This window comes from Sphingopyxis sp. (assembly GCF_050725655.1).
Classification (GTDB): Bacteria; Pseudomonadota; Alphaproteobacteria; order Sphingomonadales; family Sphingomonadaceae; genus Sphingopyxis.
This window is the reverse complement of sequence record NZ_JBOHHT010000033.1, coordinates 64,446-83,992: the sequence shown is the minus strand read 5'-3', so window position 1 is coordinate 83,992 and position 19,547 is coordinate 64,446. Positions and strand designations below refer to the sequence as shown.

The 19,547-nt window shown below is 66.1% G+C and carries 17 protein-coding genes; 6 read left to right on the top strand and 11 right to left on the bottom strand.

Annotated elements, in window-relative coordinates; translation table 11 throughout:
• The first annotated feature begins 206 nt into the window (after window positions 1-206).
• The 5 genes from obgE to sppA all read left to right on the top strand — a co-directional run bounded on the left by obgE (window position 207) and on the right by sppA (window position 6,246).
• Window positions 207-1,247 carry a GTPase ObgE gene (gene obgE / locus ACREBX_RS04550; RefSeq protein WP_431560564.1) on the top strand — a complete coding sequence of 347 codons (1,041 nt, stop codon included), beginning with the start codon at window positions 207-209 and terminating at the stop codon, window positions 1,245-1,247.
• A gap of 50 nt (window positions 1,248-1,297) precedes the next feature.
• Window positions 1,298-2,092 carry a MipA/OmpV family protein gene (locus tag ACREBX_RS04545; RefSeq protein ID WP_431560563.1) on the top strand — a complete coding sequence of 265 codons (795 nt, stop codon included), beginning with the start codon at window positions 1,298-1,300 and terminating at the stop codon, window positions 2,090-2,092.
• A gap of 45 nt (window positions 2,093-2,137) precedes the next feature.
• A complete protein-coding gene (gene proB / locus ACREBX_RS04540) occupies window positions 2,138-3,241 on the top strand; it encodes a glutamate 5-kinase (RefSeq protein WP_431560632.1) in 1,104 nt (367 codons plus the stop codon).
• A 47-nt stretch (window positions 3,242-3,288) separates the two neighbouring features.
• The gene (locus ACREBX_RS04535) at window positions 3,289-4,185 is read left to right on the top strand and encodes an NAD-dependent epimerase/dehydratase family protein (protein WP_431560631.1); all 897 of its coding nucleotides are present in this window, start codon (window positions 3,289-3,291) and stop codon (window positions 4,183-4,185) included.
• 78 nt (window positions 4,186-4,263) lie between these two features.
• Window positions 4,264-6,246 (top strand): signal peptide peptidase SppA, encoded by a 1,983-nt coding sequence (gene sppA / locus ACREBX_RS04530; RefSeq protein ID WP_431560562.1) that lies wholly within the window; start codon window positions 4,264-4,266, stop codon window positions 6,244-6,246.
• A 121-nt stretch (window positions 6,247-6,367) separates the two neighbouring features.
• Here sppA and ACREBX_RS04525 read toward each other — a convergent pair whose 3' ends face one another.
• From ACREBX_RS04525 to ACREBX_RS04515, 3 genes are all read right to left on the bottom strand, one after another.
• On the bottom strand, window positions 6,368-7,270 hold the full coding sequence (locus ACREBX_RS04525) for an alpha/beta fold hydrolase (RefSeq protein WP_431560561.1): 903 nt from the start codon (window positions 7,268-7,270) through the stop codon (window positions 6,368-6,370).
• Window positions 7,271-7,295: 25 nt separating this feature from the next.
• Window positions 7,296-8,570 (bottom strand): oxygenase MpaB family protein, encoded by a 1,275-nt coding sequence (locus ACREBX_RS04520; RefSeq protein WP_431560560.1) that lies wholly within the window; start codon window positions 8,568-8,570, stop codon window positions 7,296-7,298.
• A 90-nt stretch (window positions 8,571-8,660) separates the two neighbouring features.
• Window positions 8,661-9,281, bottom strand: a complete 621-nt coding sequence (locus ACREBX_RS04515) for a trimeric intracellular cation channel family protein (protein WP_431560559.1) — start codon at window positions 9,279-9,281, stop codon at window positions 8,661-8,663.
• 53 nt (window positions 9,282-9,334) lie between these two features.
• Here ACREBX_RS04515 and ACREBX_RS04510 point away from each other — a divergent pair, with 53 nt between their 5' ends.
• Entirely contained in the window at window positions 9,335-9,796 is a 462-nt protein-coding gene (locus ACREBX_RS04510) for a GFA family protein (RefSeq protein WP_431560558.1), read from the top strand.
• A 5-nt stretch (window positions 9,797-9,801) separates the two neighbouring features.
• On the opposite strand, the gene ACREBX_RS04505 is transcribed toward ACREBX_RS04510, so the two are convergent.
• The 8 genes from ACREBX_RS04505 to mdh form a co-directional block, all read right to left on the bottom strand.
• On the bottom strand, window positions 9,802-11,139 hold the full coding sequence (locus tag ACREBX_RS04505) for an amidohydrolase (RefSeq protein WP_431560557.1): 1,338 nt from the start codon (window positions 11,137-11,139) through the stop codon (window positions 9,802-9,804).
• A 23-nt stretch (window positions 11,140-11,162) separates the two neighbouring features.
• On the bottom strand, window positions 11,163-12,590 hold the full coding sequence (gene lpdA / locus ACREBX_RS04500) for a dihydrolipoyl dehydrogenase (protein ID WP_431560556.1): 1,428 nt from the start codon (window positions 12,588-12,590) through the stop codon (window positions 11,163-11,165).
• A gap of 50 nt (window positions 12,591-12,640) precedes the next feature.
• Window positions 12,641-12,958, bottom strand: a complete 318-nt coding sequence (locus ACREBX_RS04495; RefSeq protein ID WP_431560555.1) for a hypothetical protein — start codon at window positions 12,956-12,958, stop codon at window positions 12,641-12,643.
• Window positions 12,959-12,962: 4 nt separating this feature from the next.
• Entirely contained in the window at window positions 12,963-14,207 is a 1,245-nt protein-coding gene (gene odhB / locus ACREBX_RS04490; RefSeq protein WP_431560554.1) for a 2-oxoglutarate dehydrogenase complex dihydrolipoyllysine-residue succinyltransferase, read from the bottom strand.
• A 32-nt stretch (window positions 14,208-14,239) separates the two neighbouring features.
• A complete protein-coding gene (locus tag ACREBX_RS04485) occupies window positions 14,240-17,062 on the bottom strand; it encodes a 2-oxoglutarate dehydrogenase E1 component (RefSeq protein ID WP_431560553.1) in 2,823 nt (940 codons plus the stop codon).
• An 82-nt stretch (window positions 17,063-17,144) separates the two neighbouring features.
• Window positions 17,145-17,435, bottom strand: a complete 291-nt coding sequence (locus ACREBX_RS04480) for a GIY-YIG nuclease family protein (protein ID WP_431560552.1) — start codon at window positions 17,433-17,435, stop codon at window positions 17,145-17,147.
• 68 nt (window positions 17,436-17,503) lie between these two features.
• The gene (sucD, locus tag ACREBX_RS04475) at window positions 17,504-18,394 is read right to left on the bottom strand and encodes a succinate--CoA ligase subunit alpha (protein ID WP_431560551.1); all 891 of its coding nucleotides are present in this window, start codon (window positions 18,392-18,394) and stop codon (window positions 17,504-17,506) included.
• 125 nt (window positions 18,395-18,519) lie between these two features.
• On the bottom strand, window positions 18,520-19,482 hold the full coding sequence (mdh, locus tag ACREBX_RS04470; RefSeq protein WP_431560550.1) for a malate dehydrogenase: 963 nt from the start codon (window positions 19,480-19,482) through the stop codon (window positions 18,520-18,522).
• Window positions 19,483-19,547 lie beyond the last annotated feature (65 nt).

The window sequence follows — 19,547 nt, the reverse complement described above, 5'->3', positions numbered from 1 at the left end:
ACTGGTAATTTTGTGTCTCCCGCGCTAGGGGCACACCAATCCCCTCATTCCGTTCGCATCGAGCCCTTCGACTGCCTTGGCAGGCGCTCAGGATAAACGGCGTCGAGATGCCCATCGGCCTTCCGCCATTTCGATGGGTGTCTCGACTTCGCTCGACACGAACGGAGCTTGATGCGTAATCAAGTTTCCGCCCTGAAGGCCCCGCCATGCATTTCCTCGACCAAGCCAAGATCTTCATCAAGTCCGGCGACGGCGGTCCCGGCGCCGTCAGCTTCCGGCGCGAGAAATATGTCGAATATGGCGGCCCCGATGGCGGCAATGGCGGCAAGGGCGGCGACGTGATTTTCGAAGCCGTCGCCGGTCTCAACACGCTGATCGACTTTCGTTATACCCAGCATTTCAAGGCGAAGCGTGGCACCCCCGGTGCAGGACGCGACCGCACCGGCGCGGGCGGCCCCGACCTGATCATCCAGGTGCCGATCGGCACCCAGATCCTGGGCGACGACGAAGAACGCAGCCTGCTCGGCGACCTGACCAAGGAAGGCGAACAGCTCGTCTTCCTGCGCGGCGGCGACGGCGGGCGCGGTAATGCGAGCTACAAGACGTCGACCAACCGCGCGCCGCGCCAACATGGTCCCGGCTGGCCCGGCGAAGAATTGTGGGTGTGGCTGCGGCTGAAGCTGCTCGCCGATGCCGGCCTCGTTGGCCTGCCCAATGCGGGCAAGTCGACCTTCATCAACGGGGTGTCGAATGCACAGGCAAAAGTCGGCGCCTATGCCTTCACGACGCTGCGCCCGCAGCTCGGCGTCGTCAGTCACAAGGGGAATGAGTTCGTCGTCGCCGACATCCCCGGGCTGATCGAGGGCGCCGCCGAAGGCGCCGGGGTCGGCGACCGCTTCCTCGGCCATATCGAACGCTGCCGCGTGCTGCTGCATCTGGTGGACGCGAACGACGAGGATGTCGCGACAAGCTATCGCATCGTGCGTGACGAACTCGAAGCCTATGGCGCCGACCTCACCGACAAGCCGGTGATCGTCGCATTGAACAAGATCGACACGCTCGACGACGAACTCGTCGCCGCGCTGTCGGCCGAACTCGCCGAGGAAAGCGGGCATCCGGTGATGGCGCTGTCGGGCGCGAGCGGCGCCGGCGTGCCCGCGGTGCTCGACAAGCTGCTCGAGGCGATCGGCCATCCCGAGCCCGGCGAGGACGAAAGCGACGAAGCCCCCGGCTGGTCGCCCGTCTAGGAACGAAACGCCACCGCCATGAATTTCATGCGGAACAACAAGGATTTCGCATGACCGATCGCAACAAGTTTCCCGCCCTCGTCTTCACCGCACTCGCGCTGGCCTCGGTTCCGGCCACGGCGCAGGAAGGCAGCGAGGGCGGGGAGAAGCGCACGCGCCTGATCCTCGGGCCGCAATTATCGCCGTCCTGGCCGGGCGCGGACAAGTTCAGCGTCGGCCCCTATGTCGACGTCTCGCGCACCCGCGACAGCGAATTCGCGTTTGAGGCTCCCGACGAGAGCTTTGGCTCACCGCTGATTCATTCGGGCAATTTCGCGTTCGGGCCGGCGTTCGGCTTCATCGGCAAGCGTAAAGCGTCCGACATCGGCGCCGACCTGCCCAAGGTCGGCTTGTCGATCGAGGCCGGCGCGTTCGGGCAGGTCCATCTGACCCCCGCGCTGCGCCTGCGTCTCGACGGCCGCAAGGGTCTGAGCGGCCACAAGGGTTGGACCGGCGAAGTCAGCGCCGACTATGTCGCGCGTCAGGGCGACGACTGGCTCTTCTCGATCGGCCCGCGCGTCACGCTGGGCGACGCCAAATATACGCGTGCCTATTTCGGCGTGACCCCGGCAGCCGCGGCGACGTCGGACCTGCCCGCCTATGATCCGGGCGGCGGCATCCAGTCGGTCGGCGTCACCGCCGGCTATCATCGCATGCTCGGCAAGCGCTGGGGGATCGCGGTCTATGGCCGCTACGACCGGCTCGTCGGCGATGCCGCGGACTCGCCGATCACGCGCCAACTAGGATCGCGGAACCAGCCGTCGGGCGGTGTCGCGCTCAGCTATACTTTCGGCGGATCGCGCTGACGTAATAACATTGGCGTGACGGCGCCCGCACGCTATCGGCGGCGGATGTTGTTCGCACCCACCTCCTGCCCCCGGCTGATCGTCAAGATCGGATCGGCGTTGCTCGTCGATCCGTCGGGCGCGGTAAGGCGTGACTGGCTTGTCGGCATCGCTGCCGACATTGCCGAACGGACGCGCGCAGGCCAGCAGGTCGCCGTCGTCTCGTCGGGCGCGATCGCGCTTGGCGCGCGGCGGCTGGGACTGGCGAAGGGCGGGCGCGGGACGCTCGAGGATGCGCAGGCCGCCGCCGCGACCGGGCAGATCGCGCTGTCGCAGGTGTGGGCCGAGGTGCTCGGCGCCGAAGGGCTGACCGCGGCGCAGATGCTGGTGACGCTCGACGATCTCGAACATCGCCGCCGCTATCTCAACGCCGCGGCGACGCTCGACCGCCTGCTCAGCCTCGGCGTCGTGCCGATCATCAACGAGAATGACAGTGTTGCGACCGAGGAAATCCGCTTCGGCGACAACGACCGCCTCGCCGCGCGCGTCGCGCAGGCGGCGGCAGCGGGCGGGGTCATCTTGCTCTCGGACATCGACGGCCTCTACGACCGCAACCCCGCGCAGGACGGCGCCGTCCATATCGCGCGCATCGAGCGCATCGATACGAGCATCGAGGCGATGGCCGACACCGGTTCGGCGTCGGGCATGGGATCGGGCGGCATGGTGTCGAAGATAGCGGCGGCGCGCATCGCCAATGCCGCGGGCGCGCATCTCGCGATCGCATCGGGCCGCATCGACCGGCCGCTGTCGACCGCGGCGCGGCACAGCCTGTTCGTCGCCGACAAAGGTGCGAGCGCGCGCAAGGCGTGGCTCGCGGGCGGGCTGACCGCGAAGGGCCGGATCGAGATCGACGCGGGCGCCGCGAGGGCGCTGCAAGGCGGCGCGAGCCTGCTCGCCGCCGGCGTGACGGCGGTCAGCGGCAGTTTCGCGCGGGGTGACATCCTCGACATCGCTGGTCCCGACGGGCGCGTCATCGCGCGCGGCCTGTCCGAATATCCGGGCGCCGACGCCGCCAACATCGTCGGCCTTGGCCGCGACGCGCAAGAGGCGGCGCTTGGCTATGCGCCGCGCAGCGCGATGGTTCATCGCGACCATATGGTGTTGCTGTGACACCCCCTCCCCGTTCCGGGGAGAAACAGACTACGCGCGTGCTGGCGATGACCGGCGCAACCGGCTTCGTGGGCGGCGCGACGATGCGCGATGCCGTCGCGGCGGGCTGGCACGTCCGCGCCCTTACCCGCCGCCCGCAGCCGGAGCGCGACGGCGTGACGTGGATCGAGGGGGCGCTCGATGACAAGGACAGCCTTGCCGAGATGGCAACGGGCGCCGATGTCGTCATGCACATCGCAGGGGTCGTCAACGTGCCGACACGTGCCGCGTTCGAGGCGGGCAACGCGACCGCGACCGCCAACGTCGTCGATGCCGCGCGCAGTGCGGGGGTGACGCGCTTCGCCCACGTCTCCTCGCTCGCGGCGCGCGAGCCCGGCCTCTCCAACTATGGCTGGTCGAAGGAGCGCGCCGAGGCAGTCGTGCGGGACAGCGGGCTCGACTGGACGATCGTGCGGCCGCCCGCGGTCTTCGGGCCCGGCGATACCGAAATGCTCGACCTGTTCCGCATGGCGCGGCGCGGCATCGCGCTGGTGCCGAGCGGACGCATGTCGGCGATCTATATCGACGAACTTGCACGGCTGCTCGTGACGCTCGCCGCCGATCGCGGCGCCAGCATCGGGCAGATTTACGAACCCGACGACGGCAAGCCCACCGGCTGGTCGCATCGCGGCTTCGCGCGCGCGGTCGCGCGCGCCATCGGGCGCCAGCGCCTGTCGACGGTCGCGACCCCGGCGTTGCTGCTCAAGGTCGGCGGGCGGCTCGACAAGCTCGTGCGCCGCAGCCGCGCCAAACTAACCCCCGACCGCGCGCGCTATATCGCGCATCCCGACTGGGTCGCGACCGAAGGAAAATGCCCGCCCGCCGCGCTGTGGCGCCCCGAGCGCGACACCGACGACGCGCTCGCCGAGACCGTGCGCTGGTATCGCCGCGAAGGCTGGCTCTGACGTCGCCCGTACGGCGATGGCGTTCGCCCGTCGAAGCGTGCATTGCCAAGGGCGAGCCGCATCCCTAGGTTTGCGGGCATGACCGACACCACCGCGAACACCCCGAATGATCCCGCCGGCCCTTGGGCCATCCCCGTGCGCCGGCCGCTGCCCGGCGAGGACAAGCCGAAGTCGACGACCAGCTTCCCGCGCAAGGTCTGGAACCTGCTCGTCGGGATCAAGGATGCGCTCGCGCTCATCTTCCTCTTGCTCTTCTTCGTCGCCTTGTTCGGCCTGCTGTCGGGCCGCCCCAACGCCGGCCTGCCGGTCAGTCAGGGCGCGCTGCTGGTCGAGCTCGACGGGATCGTCAGCGAGCAGCCGGCCGACGTCGACCCGCTGGCGGCGCTGTCAGGCAGTGCGCAGCTCAAGGAAATCCGCGTCCGCGACGTCGTCCGCGCGCTGGAAGTCGCCGCCGACGACAAGCGCGTGACCTCCGTCGTGCTCGACCTCGACCGCTTCCTTGGCGGCGGCCAGGTGTCGCTCGCCGAAATCGGCGCCGCGGTCGACAAGGTGCGCGCGAAGAAAAAGCCGGTGCTCGCCTTTGCCACCGCCTATACGACCGACAGCTATCAGGTCGCGGCGCACGCCAGCGAAATCTGGGCCGACGGCATCGGCGGCGTCGCGATCGCCGGGCCGGGCGGATCGCGCCTCTATTACAAGGGGCTGATGGACCGCCTCGGCATCACCGCGCATATCTATCGCGTCGGCACGTTCAAGAGCGCGGTCGAGCCCTTCCTGCGCACCGATCAGTCGCCCGAGGCGAAGGAAGCGAACCTCGCCTATGCCAGCGTGTTGTGGGAAAACTGGCTGACCGACGTCAAAAAGGCGCGCCCCGCCGCCAAGCTCGACGCATATATCGCCGACACGGCGGGCGCCGTGAAGGCGGCAGGCAACGACCTGTCGAAAGCATCGGTCGATGCGGGCCTCGTCGACAAGGTCGGCAGCCGCATGGCTTTCAACCGCCGCGTTGCCGAGATCAGCGGCGCCGCCGACGACAGCAAGCCTTGGGAATATAATGCAATCCCGCTCGAAAACTGGGTCGCCGCCAATCCGCCCGCAACGAACGGCAGCGCGATCGCGGTCGTCCCCGTCGTCGGCGAGATCGTCGACGGCGAAGCGCCGAACGGGGTCGCGGGCGGCGAAACCGTCGCGCAGCATATCCTCGACGCCGCCGCCGACAGCAGCATCAAGGCGATCGTCCTGCGCGTCGATTCGCCCGGTGGATCGGTCCTCGCGTCGGAGGAAATCCGTCAGGCGCTGCTCGCCGCGAAAGCGAAGAAGCTGCCGATCGTCGTCTCGATGGCGAATGTCGCGGCGTCGGGCGGCTATTGGGTTTCGACCCCCGCCGACCGTATCTTTGCCGAGCCCGAGACGATCACCGGATCGATCGGCGTGTTCGGCATCCTGCCGAGCTTCGATCAGGCGCTTGCCAAGATCGGGGTCAACGCCGACGGGATCGCGACGACTCCGCTGTCGGGCCAGCCCGACGTCTTTGGCGGCGTGAACGACGAGTTCAATGCGCTGGCGCAGGCGAGCGTCGAGGACATCTATGCGCGCTTCACCGGCCTTGTCGCCAAAAGCCGCAAGCAGCCGATCGAGAAGATCCGTACTATCGCCGAAGGGCGCGTCTGGGCGGGCGGCACCGCGCGCCAGATCGGCCTGGTCGACCAGTTCGGCGGCCTGCCCGATGCGCTGAAAGCTGCCGCCAAACTCGCGAAGGTCGACGGCGATTTCCACGCCAAATATTTCGAGGACGAACCGAGCGAATTCTCGAAGATGCTCGCGAGCTGGTCGGGTGCCGAAAAGGAAACCGCGGCGTTGCCGCGCGGTTGGTTCGGCATCGCGGCGATGAACCGCCAGCTGACCGAGCGGCGGCTGGCACAGGATCTGACGATGCTGACGCAGGCGGGATCGGTGCAGGCGTCGTGCCTCGACTGCCGTGCCCATCTGCCCGCCGTTCCGCGGCCGGGTCAGGCCGAGGCGAAGGGCTTCTTCGCGACGATGGCGTTGCTGCTAAAATAACGCCCCTCCCGCTTGCGGGAGGGGCAGCGAGACTTGCGAACTTGTTCGCTAGTCGCAGCGGGGTGGGCATCTGCTAAGGTGCTCGCCCACCCCCAACTCCTCCCGCTAGCGGGAGGGGAGATCAGGCGGCGACGGCCACTTCCTTCGCATGCTCGGCAATCGCATCCGCCAGCGTATCGACGAGCGCGAGCGGCAGATCGTGGCCCATGCCGGGGATCGTCCGCAGCCGCGCACCCGCGATATTGTCCGCGGTGTCACGCCCACCCGGAAGCGGCACCAACGGGTCGTCCTCACCATGGATGACGAGCGTTGGCGCCTTGATGTTCTTGAGCAATTCCCGCCGGTCGCCATCGGCGACGATCGCCGCCATCTGGCGCGCAACACCCTGCGGATACCAGCCGCGTTCGAAATCGGCGCGAACGCGGCGCTGCAGTCGTTCCTCGGTTGCGGGATAGCCGGGACTGCCGATCACGCGCGCCGCGCGCACCGAATAGGCGATCATATCCTCGGGATCGCCGCTCATCGGACGATTGGCGAGCACCTGCATCGCCTCCTTTTGCGCGCGCGGCAGGCGGCGATTGCCGGTGGTTGACATCACCGAGGTCAATGACAGCACGCGGCCCGGATAACGCGCCGCGATATGCTGCGAAATCATGCCGCCCATCGACACACCGACGATATGCGCGCGGTCAATGCCCAGATGGTCGAGCAGCCCGATGCCGTCGGCCGCCATATCGGCAAGCGTATAAGCGGGACGGATGGGCAGTCCGATCACCGATTTGACGATCATCCATTTGACGTTCGGCACGCCCGCCGCATCGAAGCGCGTCGACAGGCCGACGTCGCGATTATCGTAGCGGATGGTGCGAAAGCCGCGTTCGTTCAGCGCATCGACGAACTCGTCGGGCCATAGCGTCAATTGCCCGCCCAGCCCCATCACCAGCAGGATTACGGGCGCATCCCTCGGCCCCTTGTCCTGATAGGTGATGCTGATGCCGTTAACGGTCGCCTGTTCTGTCTGCATGGAAATCCCTTGGCTGGAAGTCGAATCAACCCGCAGTAGCAGGCTTGTAATTTGCGGCGTTCGACGTGAATTCGGCGCGGCCGTATCCATCGAGCTGGCGTTCGATCCGGCGCACGAGCCGGCGGTCGGCGAGATGGCGGATCACGGGCAGGCGCGAGGCGACGCGGTACGCCGCCATGCGCCCCGCGATGCCGAGCATCGTCGCACCGTAGATGAGGTGATCGCGGCGTTTCACCTGCACGCCGACATTCGCCGCGCGCTCTTCGTCTCCGGCAAGGAATGCCTTCACAAAGAAGACGCGGCTGACCGAATATTCGAGGCGGCGCTTGACCAGCCCTTTCGGCGACATGTCCTTCGACAGTTCGGCGTCCATCGTCGCACGCAGCAGCCCGCCGCAGACCTGGTCGTCATATTCGTAGCGCAAGGTCGCGCTGCGCGTGCGCCAGATGCGGACGATCTCCTGCGGCGTGTCGGCGAGTAGATCCTCGGGCAGCCCGAGCAGATAGCAGCGATAACGCGCGAGCTCGACGCGCGCGCGTTCGAGCCGGGTGAAACTCGTTCGCCCCTTCGCCAGCACCTCCTGCGAGAGGAAATAGACCGGGATCAGCCCCGCCGGCATCTGGTCGAGCTGCGGGATCGGCATGCCATAGGTTTCGGTGTCCCACATGCCCGGCCGCGACAGCACGTTGATACGCACCATAGAGTGCATCAGCCGCACCATCGCCGCGGCCTTGAAGCCCGGCCCGAAGCGGTCGAGCGCGCCGGGGAGCGCGGTCGTGGCAAAGAAGGTCGCGGTTTCCTTGACACGCCGCGCGGCGGTCGCCTGACCGAGCGTGCCGGTCAGCGCCATCGGCAACGCCGAATATTTGTTGAGGAAGGTCGCGATGAACGCACCGCGGATCAGGAAAGGCGACAGGTTCGCGGTGGCGTTACGCTCATAGGCGGCGCCCTCCTCGACTAGCTCCATGTCGAGCCACTCGGGCTTCTGCTCCATCTCATGGATCAGCGCCGCGAGTTCGGGCGGCGCGTCTTCGACCGCCTCGATACCCTTGTCGCACGCCTCGACGAGCATCGCGACGGTTTGCTGGAACCCAAGGCGCGGCATCAGCGCGGCATAGGCATCGCCGGTGCGGTCGCCGAGCATCGTATATTCGCGGATGCGGCCGAGCAGCTCGGGATCGTCCAGATAGGCCGCGCGATCGATACTGCGGACGCGGCTGAGTTCGCTGACCGCGTCGGCCTCGGGCGCCCAGCGCTCGGGCGCCTTGTCGAAATCGAAACAGCCGAACAGCTCGGGCAAGGCGTCCGCCTGACCCCGCACCCGGCGGGCGATGGTGCTGACATCACTGTTCACAAGCCGAAACTGACAGAGTTTCGCGATTTGGCAAGCTTATCCGCTTTTGGGACCGCGGTAGGCCGGAAGCGCGAGCGACCAGTGAATCGCCGCGCCACGCAGGATGAAACCGGCGAGCGCGCCCGCAACGGCCGCAATGGGCGTCCCCGTCCCCAGCCATTGCAGGAGCAGGAACAGGCCCGACGCCAGCGCCGCCGCGGTCACATAGACTTCGGGCCGCATGATGATCGACGGCACCCCGGCGAGAATATCGCGGATTGTGCCGCCGACGCAGCCGGTGATCACGCCCATCATCAGCGCGGGCACGGGCGGGACACCCCACGCCAGCGCCTTCGCGGTGCCGAACACCGCATAGGCGGCGAGTCCCACGGCGTCGGCCCATTCGAGCAATTGCCCTTGCCACCAGCGTTCGGGGGTGAGCCAGACGACCATCGCAATCGCGATGCACACCGCCGCGATCGCGCCATCCTGCACCCAGAAGACCGGTGCGCCGATCAACAGATCGCGCACGCTGCCGCCGCCGACGCCGGTCACCAGCGCGAAGAAGGCGGCGGTCACCAGCGTCTGGCGCAGCCGCACCGCCATCAGCGCGCCCGAAAGCGCGAAGACACCGATCCCGATCAGGTCGAGCAGGCGGACGAGGGTCTGTGTATCCATCGCGCGCCGGGCTATCATCGCGCGCGATACGGCACAATGGAGAGGAGGCAGCCATGGAAGGCAGATGCACTTGCGGTGCGGTTCGCTACCGGCTGACCGCGGCACCGATGATCATCCACTGCTGTCATTGTCGCTGGTGTCAGCGCGAGACCGGCAGCGCCTTCGTCATCAACGCCGTGATCGAGAGCGACCGCGTCGAAGCCGAAGGGATACTCGATTATGTAATGACACCGTCGGAAAGCGGCCGCGGGCAGGAGATCGTCCGCTGCCCGTCCTGCCGGATCGCGCTCTGGAGCCATTACCCCAACGCGGGCCGCCGCTCCTCCTTCGTCCGTGTCGGGACGCTCGACGACCCGGACCAATGTCCGCCCGATGTCCATATTTTCACGCGCAGCAAACAGCCGTGGGTCGTCTTGCCCGACGGCACCAAGGTTTTTCCGGATTTCTACCCGTCACCCGGGGGCGTGTGGAGCGATGACGCGCGGCGCCGATGGCAGGCGATGATGGCTGGCTGACGCCCTCATTTCGCGTCGGGGCGCACGCCCCCGATGACCGACAGCACGATCGCGGCCACGGCGTTCCGGATCACCGGCTCGGCTTTCGGCGCGAAGAAGGGCGAATGGTTGGTCGGCACCGGCTGGCCCTTCGCCTTCAAATCGGCCAGCACCGCGGGGTCATAGCCGCCGATCGCGAAATAGAGCGAGGGGATGCCCGCATCGACGAACTCCGAATAATCTTCGCTCGCCGACACCGGCGCGGCGCTGGCCGGCGCAAAGAGCAGGCGTTCGCCGAACACCGGCTTCAACGTCGCAAAGCCGTTCGCCGCCATCGACTCATTGTTCACGAGGCTCGCGGTGCCGGTCAGATAGGTGATCGTCGGCTCGGGCGCATTGCCCATCATCGCCGCCGCCTTCGCCGAACGCTCGGCGCCCGAGCGCAGCAGCTGGCGCACCTCGGGGGTCAGCGAACGGATATTGACCTTCACCTCGGCGCTGTCGGGGATGATGTTGGGCGCGCTGCCCGCATTGATCGCGCCGATCGTCAGCACGCCGAACGCCGCCGGGTCCTTCTCGCGGCTGATCACCGTCTGCACATCGGTGACGAAACGCGCGGCGATCGGGATCGGGTCGAGCGCCGCCGACGGCATCGATCCGTGCCCGCCGCGGCCGTGGAAGGTGATCGAATAGCTGTCGGAGGCCGAGAAGGCGGTCCCCGCCTTGATCCCGATCGTGCCCGTCGGGCCGTTCAGCACATGCGCGGCAAAACCATAGTCGGGTTTCGGGAAACGCGTGAGCAGCCCGTCGTCGAGCATCGCTTTCGCGCCCTTCAATATCTCCTCGGCGGGCTGGCCGATCAGCACCACGGTGCCCGACCAACTGTCACGCATCGCGGAGAGCGCCTGCGCGACGCCGACGAGATAGGCGACATGCGTGTCGTGCCCGCACGCGTGCATCACGGGCACATCCTTGCCTTCATAGGTCGCGCGCGCCTTGCTCGACCAGACGAGCCCGGTCTTTTCCTCCATCGGCAGCGCGTCCATGTCGGCGCGAATGAGGATGGTCGGACCCTCGCCATTCTTGAGCACGCCGACGACGCCGGTGCCGCCGACCTTTTCGGTCACGGTGAAGCCCGCCTTGCGCAGATGCTGCGCGAGGATGCCCGCGGTGCGCACCTCCTGCAGCCCCAGTTCGGGATGCAGGTGCAGATCCTTGTACAGCGCGTCGAGCGCCGGATAATTCTTGTCGAGCAGCGCGGTCAGCCGCGCGTTGGCGGCGGCAAGATCGGGTGCCGCCTGCGCGCCGGTCGCGGTGAGAGAGAGGGCCAGCGAAGCCGCTGCCCAGAGCCAATGCTTCGCCATAATTCTCTCCCCCATTTGTTCCGTCAGACGTGGATCGGCTTACCCGTCACCGCCATCGCGGCTTCTTTGATCGCCTCGCTGTGCGTCGGGTGCGCGTGGCAGGTGTAGGCGATGTCTTCGGATGTCGCACCGAATTCCATCGCCTGCGCCGCCTGCGCGATCATCGTACCCGCGACGCTGGCGATGCACCATACGCCAAGCACGCGATCGCTCTTGGCATCGGCGATCACTTTCACGAAACCGTCGGGCTCGTGGTTGGTCTTGGCGCGGCTGTTCGCCATCATCGGGAATTTTCCGACCTTGACCGCGGCCTTTTCCCCACCCGCCTTCTCAACGGCCTGCTCTTCGGTCAGGCCGACGCCGGCGATTTCGGGCCAGGTGTAGACGACCGACGGGATGACGTCGTGGTTCACGATGCCGGTCAGCCCGGCGATATTCTCAGCGCAAGCGATGCCTTCGTCCTCGGCCTTGTGCGCGAGCATCGGGCCCGGGATCACGTCGCCGATCGCCCAGATGCCGGGGACCTGCGTGCTGAAATCATGGTCGGTTTCGATCTGGCCGCGCTGGTTGACCGCGAGCCCCGCCTTGTCGAGACCGAGCCCGTCGGTGTTCGGACGGCGCCCGATCGAGACGAGCACGACATCGGCCTCGAGCGTCTCGGCGTCGCCGCCGGCCGCGGGTTCGAGCGTCAACACGGCCTTCTTGCCCCCACCCTTTACAGAGGCGACCTCGGCCTTGGTGACCTTGGTCTTCAGCTTGAATTCCATGCCCTGCTTCTTGAGGATCTTGTTCGCTTCCTTGCGGACGTCGCCGTCCATGCCGGGCAGGATCTGGTCGAGGAATTCGACGACGGTGACCTTGGCGCCGAGGCGGCGCCACACGCTGCCGAGTTCGAGCCCGATCACGCCGCCACCGATGACGACCATATGGCCCGGCACCTTCGCGAGTTCGAGCGCGCCGGTCGAATCGACGATGACCTGCTTGTCGTTATCGACTTCGACGCCCGGAAGCGGGGTCACCGACGAGCCGGTTGCGATGATGATGTTCTTGGCGCGATAGGTCTTGCCCGCGACTTCGACGCTGTCTTTCGACGTGAACTGCGCATAGCCCTTCAGCCAGTCGACCTTGTTCTTTTTGAACAGGAATTCGATGCCGCCGGTCAGGCCCTTGACCGCGTCGATGCGCTGGCCGTGCATCGTCGGCAGGTCGAGCTCGGGCTTTACCTTGATGCCCATCTTCGCCATCGAACCATTGGCGGCCGCGTCGAAATATTCCGACGCATGGAGCATCGCCTTCGACGGGATACAGCCGACGTTGAGGCAGGTGCCGCCCAGCGTCTCGCGTCCTTCGGCGCACGCGGTCTTGAGGCCGAGCTGCGCCGCGCGGATCGCCGCGACGTAACCGCCGGGGCCCGAACCGATGACAAGCACGTCGTAGTCGTAATCAGCCATGTTCAATCTACCTCAATTTTCTGCCTGGCCCCGTCAACGAGCGAATCCGCTCAAACGGGCAGCCCGGATTTCGCGGCGCATTGTTTCATAACCGGTGCCGCCATTTCGGGCGACAGGCCGATCAGGTCCGATGCGCTATATTTCTTGATCAATTCGTCGGCCGTACATTTGCACACCTTGACGGCCAGGTCTGCCGGCGCCCCGCTACCTTCGGCCGCCGTGCGGCACGATTCGCCGAAGCTTTCGACGAAGCTGGTCTTGAGCCCGTCCTCGAACCCTTTCTGCATGCGGCTTTCGCCCTCGCTGCAACCCGCAAGGGCAGCGGCGACGGCGAAGGCCAGAAGCGGACGGGCAGAGAGGGCGTTCATCGGATCAAAGATCGATCAGCAGACGCGTCGGATCCTCGATCGCTTCCTTGATCGTCTTGAGGAAGGTCACCGCCTCGCGTCCGTCGATCAGGCGGTGGTCATAGCTCATCGCGAGATACATCATCGGGCGGATCACGATTTCGCCGTTGCGGACGACCGGGCGGTCCTCGATGCGGTGGAGGCCGAGCACCGCCGACTGCGGCGGATTGATGATCGGGGTCGACATCAGGCCGCCGAACACCCCGCCGTTCGAGATGGTGAAGGTGCCGCCGGTCATGTCGTCGATCGTCAGCGTGCCGTCCTTGGCGCGCTTGCCGAGGTCGGCGATCGCCTTTTCGATGTCGGCGAACGACAGGCTGTCGGCATTGCGCACGACGGGAACGACGAGGCCGTTCGGCGCGCTAACCGCGACCGAGACGTCGAGATAGTCGTGATAGACGATCTCGTCGCCGTCGATGCGCGCGTTGACCGCCGGGATGTCATGCGCGGCGAGCGCGACCGCCTTGGTGAAGAAGCTCATGAAGCCGAGGCGCACGCCATGCTTCTTTTCGAAGCTTTCGCGATATTTGTCGCGCGTCGCCATCACCGCCGACATGTCGACGTCGTTGAACGTCGTCAGCATCGCCGCGGTGTCCTGCGCGGCCTTCAGCCGCTTGGCGATCGTCTGACGCATGCGCGTCATCTTGACGCGCTCTTCGTTGCGGCCCGGGACGCCGCTGGCGACGGGCGCGGGTGCCGCGGCCGGAGCGGGCGCGGCTTCGGGGGCGTTGTTGGCGGCGGCGAGCACATCTTCCTTGGTCAGGCGGCCGTCCTTGCCGCTGCCCTTGATGCGGGTCGGGTCGACGCCATGCTCGAGCACGAGACGGCGGACTGCGGGCGACATGGTGGTGACCGTGTCGATGCCATCGTCGGCCGGAGCCGCAGTTGCGGCGGGCGCCGGTGCGGCGGCTTCGGCCTTGGCCGGTGCGGGCGCAGGCGCGGCAGCGGCGGGAGCCGGAGCCGCGGCAGCGCCGCCAGCCTCAATCGTCGCAATCGCCGCGCCGACATTGACCGTCTCGCCGACCGCGGCGAGCTGCTGGCCCATCACGCCCGCGACCGGCGACGGCACTTCGACCGCGACCTTGTCGGTCTCAAGGCTGGCGATCGGCTCGTCGAGCGCGACCGCTTCGCCGGGCTTCTTCAGCCACTCGCCGATCGTCGCTTCGGTAACGCTTTCGCCCAGCGTGGGGACTTTGACTTCGGTGCTCATAGGTGCAGTTCCTTAGGGCCTAAGCGTCGGGCTCAGGCTTTGTTCTTGGTACGGCGGATTTCGGCGCGAACCGACAGGCCAAGCGCGTCGGCGACGAGCGCCGACTGTTCGGTCTGGTGACGGCTCATCAGGCCGGTCGCGGGCGACGCCGCGGCGGCGCGGCCCGCGTAACGCGGCCGCATGCCCTTCTTGCCGGCATCGGTCAGCGCGTCCTCGATCAGTTCGTTGACGAAGAACCACGCGCCATTGTTGCGCGGCTCTTCCTGCGCCCAGACGACCTCTTCGAGGTTCGGCATGCGCTTCAGACGAACGCTGAGCGGCTCTCCCGGGAAGGGGTAAATCTGCTCGAGGCGGACGACCGTCGTGTCGGTGAGGCCCGCGGCATCGCGCGCTTCCATCAGGTCGTAGCCGACCTTGCCCGAACACAGGACGACGCGCTTGACGTCCTTGTCGGCGGGCGGCGTCCGGTCGGACATCAGGCGGCGGAAATGCGCGTCGCCGATGAAGTCCGAACGCTGCGACACCGCGAGCTTGTGGCGGAGTAGCGACTTGGGCGTCATGATGATCAGCGGCTTGCGGAACGGCCGCAGCATCTGGCGGCGCAGGACGTGGAAATAGTTCGACGGGGTCGAAATATTGCACACCTGGATATTGTCGCCCGCGCACAGTTGCAGGAAGCGTTCGAGACGCGCCGAGCTATGCTCGGGCCCCTGCCCTTCATAGCCGTGCGGCAGCAGCAGCACCAGGCCGTTGGCGCGGAGCCACTTGGCTTCGCCCGACGCGATGAACTGGTCGATCATGATCTGCGCGCCGTTGGCGAAATCGCCGAACTGCGCTTCCCAGAGCACGAGGCTCTTCGGATCGGCCATCGCATAGCCATATTCGAACCCGAGCACGCCATATTCGCTGAGCGGGCTGTCGAGCACCTCGAACCGGCCGTGCGGCACGGTCGTCAGCGGGATGTATTTATCCTCGGTCTTTTGATCGACCCAGACGGCATGGCGCTGGCTGAACGTGCCGCGCCCCGAATCCTGACCCGACAGGCGGACCTGATAGCCTTCGCTGAGCAGCGTCCCGAAAGCGAGGCTCTCGGCGGTTGCCCAGTCGAACACTTCGCTATCGCTCTTGTCGGCGAACATCGCGCCGCGCGCGTCGATCACGCGGCGGAGCGTCTTGTGGACTTCGACGTCGGCGGGGATCGTCGTCAGCGTGCGCCCGATCGAATCGAACAATTTGTCCGAAACGCCGGTCGCGATGTTGCGGCGCGCGTTTTCGGGATCGGCGGGGGCGTGCAGCCCCGACCAGCGGCCCGCGAACCAGTCGGCCTTGTTGGGCTTGTAGCTCTTCGCCGCCTCGAAATCCTCTTCGAGCCGCGTGGTGAATTCCGCGCGCCGGGCATCGGCCCAGCCCGCGTCGATCACGCCTTCGGCCTCCAGCTTCGCGGCGCAAAGCTGCGACACCGGCGGATGCTGGCGAATGACAGCGTACATCAGCGGCTGCGTGAACGACGGCTCGTCACCCTCGTTGTGGCCGAAGCGGCGATAGCACCACATATCGATCACGACGTCGCGCTTGAACTGCTGGCGGAAATCGATCGCGAGCTTGCACGCGAAGGTCACCGCCTCGGGATCGTCGCCGTTGACGTGCAGGATCGGCGCCATCACCCCCTTTGCGACGTCCGACGGATAGGGCGACGAGCGCGCGAACTGCGGGCTGGTCGTGAAGCCGATCTGGTTGTTGACGATGAAGTGGATGCAGCCGCCGGTGTTGTACCCGCGGATGCCCGAGAAGCCGAGGCATTCCCAAACAATCCCCTGCCCCGCGAACGCCGCGTCGCCGTGGATCAGTACGGGCAGTACCTGCTCATGCTTTTCGAGGTCGTCACGCACCACCTGCTGCGCGCGCACCTTGCCGAGTACGACCGGATCGGCGGCCTCGAGGTGCGAGGGGTTCGGCACCAGCGACATATGCACCGACGCGCCGCCGAATTCGCGGTCGGTCGAGGTGCCGAGGTGATATTTGACGTCGCCCGAACCGCCGACATCGTCGGGGTTCGCGCTGCCGCCCGAAAATTCGTGGAAGATCACCTTGTACGGCTTGGCGAGCACGTTCGCGAGCATGTTGAGACGCCCACGATGCGCCATGCCATAGACGATCTCGCGCACGCCGTACTGGGCGCCATATTTGATGATGGCTTCCATCGCGGGAATCATGCTCTCGCCGCCGTCGAGGCCGAAACGCTTGGTCCCGACATATTTGCGCGCGAGGAATTTCTCCCACTCCTCGGCTTGGATCACCTTGCTCAGGATGGCGCGTTTGCCCTCGACCGAAAATTCGATGATCTTGTCGGCGCCTTCCATCCGTTCCTGCAGGAACTGGCGCTCCTTCAAGTCGGCGATGTGCATATACTCGAGGCCGACATTGCCGCAATAATTGGCGCGCAGGATCGCCACGATCTCACGCACCGTCGCGCGCTCGAGGCCCAGCGTGCCGCCGAGCCAGACCGGGCGGTCGAGATCGGCGCCGATGAAACCGTGATATTCGGGCGTCAAATCCGCGGGCAGCTCGCGCTGGCTGAGGCCGAGCGGATCGAGGTTTGCGGCCAGATGACCGCGCACACGATAGGTGCGGATCAGCATCATCGCGCGAATCGAATCGTCGGCAGCGCGTTCGACTTCGGCGTTTGACAGGGGCGCACCCGCCTTGGCGGCGGCCGCCTTCACCGCGACCTGCATCTGCTGCGGGTCGAGCGCGGCGGTCAGGTCGTCGCTGTCGATCTGGGGCCAGTTCTTCGGCGCCCAGCTCGGGCCGGCCTGCGGCTCGTCGATGTCGAAGCTTTGTCGTTCGAGGTTCATAATCTCACACTCGCTGTGCCCCTGCGAAGGCAGGGGCCCATCTCCTGGGGGCTAAACATGGTGCCGATGGAGCCGATTTTCATCAGCCCTGAATCTCGAACCACAAATCCCGCCAATCGGGATTTGCTTCCTCGATCATCCGCACCTTCCAACTTCGTTTCCAACGCTTGATCTGAAGTTCACGCAGCCGCGCTTCCTGCAAATCTTCATGCACTTCAAACCACGCCAGCAACTTGCATCCGTGGGTCTTGGTAAATCCTTCGATCAGCATCTCACGGTGCTGATAAACGCGCTGCACCAGCTTCGATGTCGATCCGGTATAGATGGCGCCGTTTTTGCGGTTCGCCATGATATAGACCGCGCCGCTCTTCATGATTCACCGTTTCGGGTGATGGGCCCCTGCCTTCGCAGGGGCACACGCATGGGAGAGCGGCGCAATTATCAGACGCGTTCCTTCAGGACTTCGGCAAGCGTCGTGCCCAGTTCCGACGGGCTCGCCGAAACCGTGATTCCTGCGGCTTCCATCGCCGCGATCTTGCTGCCGGCGTCGCCCTTGCCGCCCGACACGATCGCGCCGGCGTGGCCCATGCGGCGTCCCGGCGGAGCGGTCAGCCCGGCGATGAAGCCAACCATCGGCTTTTTGCGGCCGCGCTTCGCTTCGTCGATCAGAAACTGCGCGGCTTGTTCTTCGGCGTCGCCGCCGATTTCACCGATCATGATGATCGACTTGGTCGCATCGTCGCCCAGGAACAGTTCGAGCATATCGATGAAGTTGGTGCCGTTGACGGGGTCGCCGCCGATGCCGACCGCGGTCGTCTGACCGAGACCGGCGTTCGTCGTCTGGAACACCGCTTCATAGGTGAGCGTACCCGAGCGCGAGACGACGCCGACGCTGCCCTTGGAAAAGATGCTGCCGGGCATGATGCCGATCTTGCACTCACCTGGCGTCAGCACGCCGGGGCAGTTCGGACCAATCAGCCGCGACTTCGAACCCGACAGCGCGCGCTTCACCTTGACCATGTCGAGCACCGGAATGCCTTCGGTGATGCAGACGATCAGCTCCATCTCGGCATCGATCGCCTCGAGGATCGAGTCGGCGGCGAACGGCGGCGGCACGTAAATGCAGCTCGCGGTCGCGCCGGTCGCGGCCTTGGCTTCCTCGACGGTGTTGAAGTTCGGCAGGCCGATATGCGTCGTGCCGCCCTTGCCCGGCGTCACGCCGCCGACCATCTGCGTGCCATAGGCGAGCGCCTGTTCGGTGTGGAAGGTGCCGGTAGCACCGGTCATCCCTTGCGTGATGACCTTGGTATTCTTGTCGATGAGGATACTCATATGATCAAATTCCGTTGCTCGTGCCCCTGCGAAGGCAGGGGCCCATCTCCAAATTTCTCGGTCACCCACCGCCCTATTGCGAGAGCGCAGGTGATGGGCCCCTGCCTTCGCAGGGGTACAAGGCTTTAAGCGAGGCTGGGATCCAGCGCCTTACAAGCGTCGAGCAGTTCCTTGACCGCATCGACCGACACCTGCAGCCCGGCCTTATCGTCGGCATCGAGTTCGATCTCGACGATTTTCTCGACTCCGCCGGCGCCGATCATCACCGGGACGCCAACATACAGGCCGTCGAGGCCGTACTGACCATCGACATAGGCGGCGCAGGGCAGGATGCGCTTCTGGTCGCCCAGATAGGCTTCGGCCATCGCGATGCCCGACGCTGCGGGCGCATAGAAAGCCGAACCGGTGCCGAGCAGCGCGACGATTTCGCCGCCGCCGCCGCGGGTGCGCTTGACGATCGCGTCGATCTTGTCCTGGCTCGACAGGCCCATCTTGATGAGGTCGGGAACGGGGATGCCGTTGACCGTCGAATAGCGCGTCACGGGGACCATCGTGTCGCCATGGCCGCCGAGCACAAAGGTGTTCACATCCTTGACCGACACGGCGAATTCATCGGCGATGAAGTGGCTGAAGCGCGCCGAGTCGAGCACGCCGGCCATGCCGACGACCTTGTTGTGCGGCAGGCCCGAGAATTCGCGGAGCGCCCAGACCATCGCGTCGAGGGGGTTGGTGATGCAGATGACGAACGCGTCCGGCGCATTGGCCTTGATGCCCTCGCCAACCGCCTTCATGACCTTCAGGTTGATGCCGAGCAGATCGTCGCGGCTCATGCCCGGCTTGCGGGCGACACCGGCGGTGACGATGATGACGTCGGCGCCGGCGATGTCGGCATAATCGTTCGTGCCGGTGATCTTCGCGTCAAAGCCGGCGACCGGGCCGACCTGCGACAGGTCGAGCGCCTTGCCCTGCGGCACGCCTTCGACCACGTCGAACAGGACGACGTCGCCGAGTTCCTTTTGCGCGGCGAGCAGCGCCAGCGTTCCGCCGATATTCCCGGCTCCGATCAATGCGATCTTCTTGCGTCCCATGGTGCGCGGCACTCCTTCGTGGCAAGCCCGGCAATTGGTTCACAGACCGGCGGGAGCACGGGCTA

What these genes read in the sequence shown, in the direction of transcription:
- ACREBX_RS04495 (WP_431560555.1), bottom strand. Translation starts at nt 12,958, where the DNA reads ATGAACGCCCTCTCTGCCCGTCCGCTTCTGGCCTTCGCCGTCGCCGCT.
- ACREBX_RS04480 (WP_431560552.1), bottom strand. Translation starts at nt 17,435, where the DNA reads ATGAAGAGCGGCGCGGTCTATATCATGGCGAACCGCAAAAACGGCGCC.
- ACREBX_RS04535 (WP_431560631.1), top strand. Translation starts at nt 3,289, where the DNA reads ATGACCGGCGCAACCGGCTTCGTGGGCGGCGCGACGATGCGCGATGCC.
- ACREBX_RS04510 (WP_431560558.1), top strand. Translation starts at nt 9,335, where the DNA reads ATGGAAGGCAGATGCACTTGCGGTGCGGTTCGCTACCGGCTGACCGCG.
- sppA (WP_431560562.1), top strand. Translation starts at nt 4,264, where the DNA reads ATGACCGACACCACCGCGAACACCCCGAATGATCCCGCCGGCCCTTGG.
- sucD (WP_431560551.1), bottom strand. Translation starts at nt 18,394, where the DNA reads ATGAGTATCCTCATCGACAAGAATACCAAGGTCATCACGCAAGGGATG.
- ACREBX_RS04485 (WP_431560553.1), bottom strand. Translation starts at nt 17,062, where the DNA reads ATGAACCTCGAACGACAAAGCTTCGACATCGACGAGCCGCAGGCCGGC.
- mdh (WP_431560550.1), bottom strand. Translation starts at nt 19,482, where the DNA reads ATGGGACGCAAGAAGATCGCATTGATCGGAGCCGGGAATATCGGCGGA.
- ACREBX_RS04515 (WP_431560559.1), bottom strand. Translation starts at nt 9,281, where the DNA reads ATGGATACACAGACCCTCGTCCGCCTGCTCGACCTGATCGGGATCGGT.
- obgE (WP_431560564.1), top strand. Translation starts at nt 207, where the DNA reads ATGCATTTCCTCGACCAAGCCAAGATCTTCATCAAGTCCGGCGACGGC.
- ACREBX_RS04525 (WP_431560561.1), bottom strand. Translation starts at nt 7,270, where the DNA reads ATGCAGACAGAACAGGCGACCGTTAACGGCATCAGCATCACCTATCAG.
- lpdA (WP_431560556.1), bottom strand. Translation starts at nt 12,590, where the DNA reads ATGGCTGATTACGACTACGACGTGCTTGTCATCGGTTCGGGCCCCGGC.
- ACREBX_RS04505 (WP_431560557.1), bottom strand. Translation starts at nt 11,139, where the DNA reads ATGGCGAAGCATTGGCTCTGGGCAGCGGCTTCGCTGGCCCTCTCTCTC.
- ACREBX_RS04545 (WP_431560563.1), top strand. Translation starts at nt 1,298, where the DNA reads ATGACCGATCGCAACAAGTTTCCCGCCCTCGTCTTCACCGCACTCGCG.
- proB (WP_431560632.1), top strand. Translation starts at nt 2,138, where the DNA reads ATGTTGTTCGCACCCACCTCCTGCCCCCGGCTGATCGTCAAGATCGGA.
- odhB (WP_431560554.1), bottom strand. Translation starts at nt 14,207, where the DNA reads ATGAGCACCGAAGTCAAAGTCCCCACGCTGGGCGAAAGCGTTACCGAA.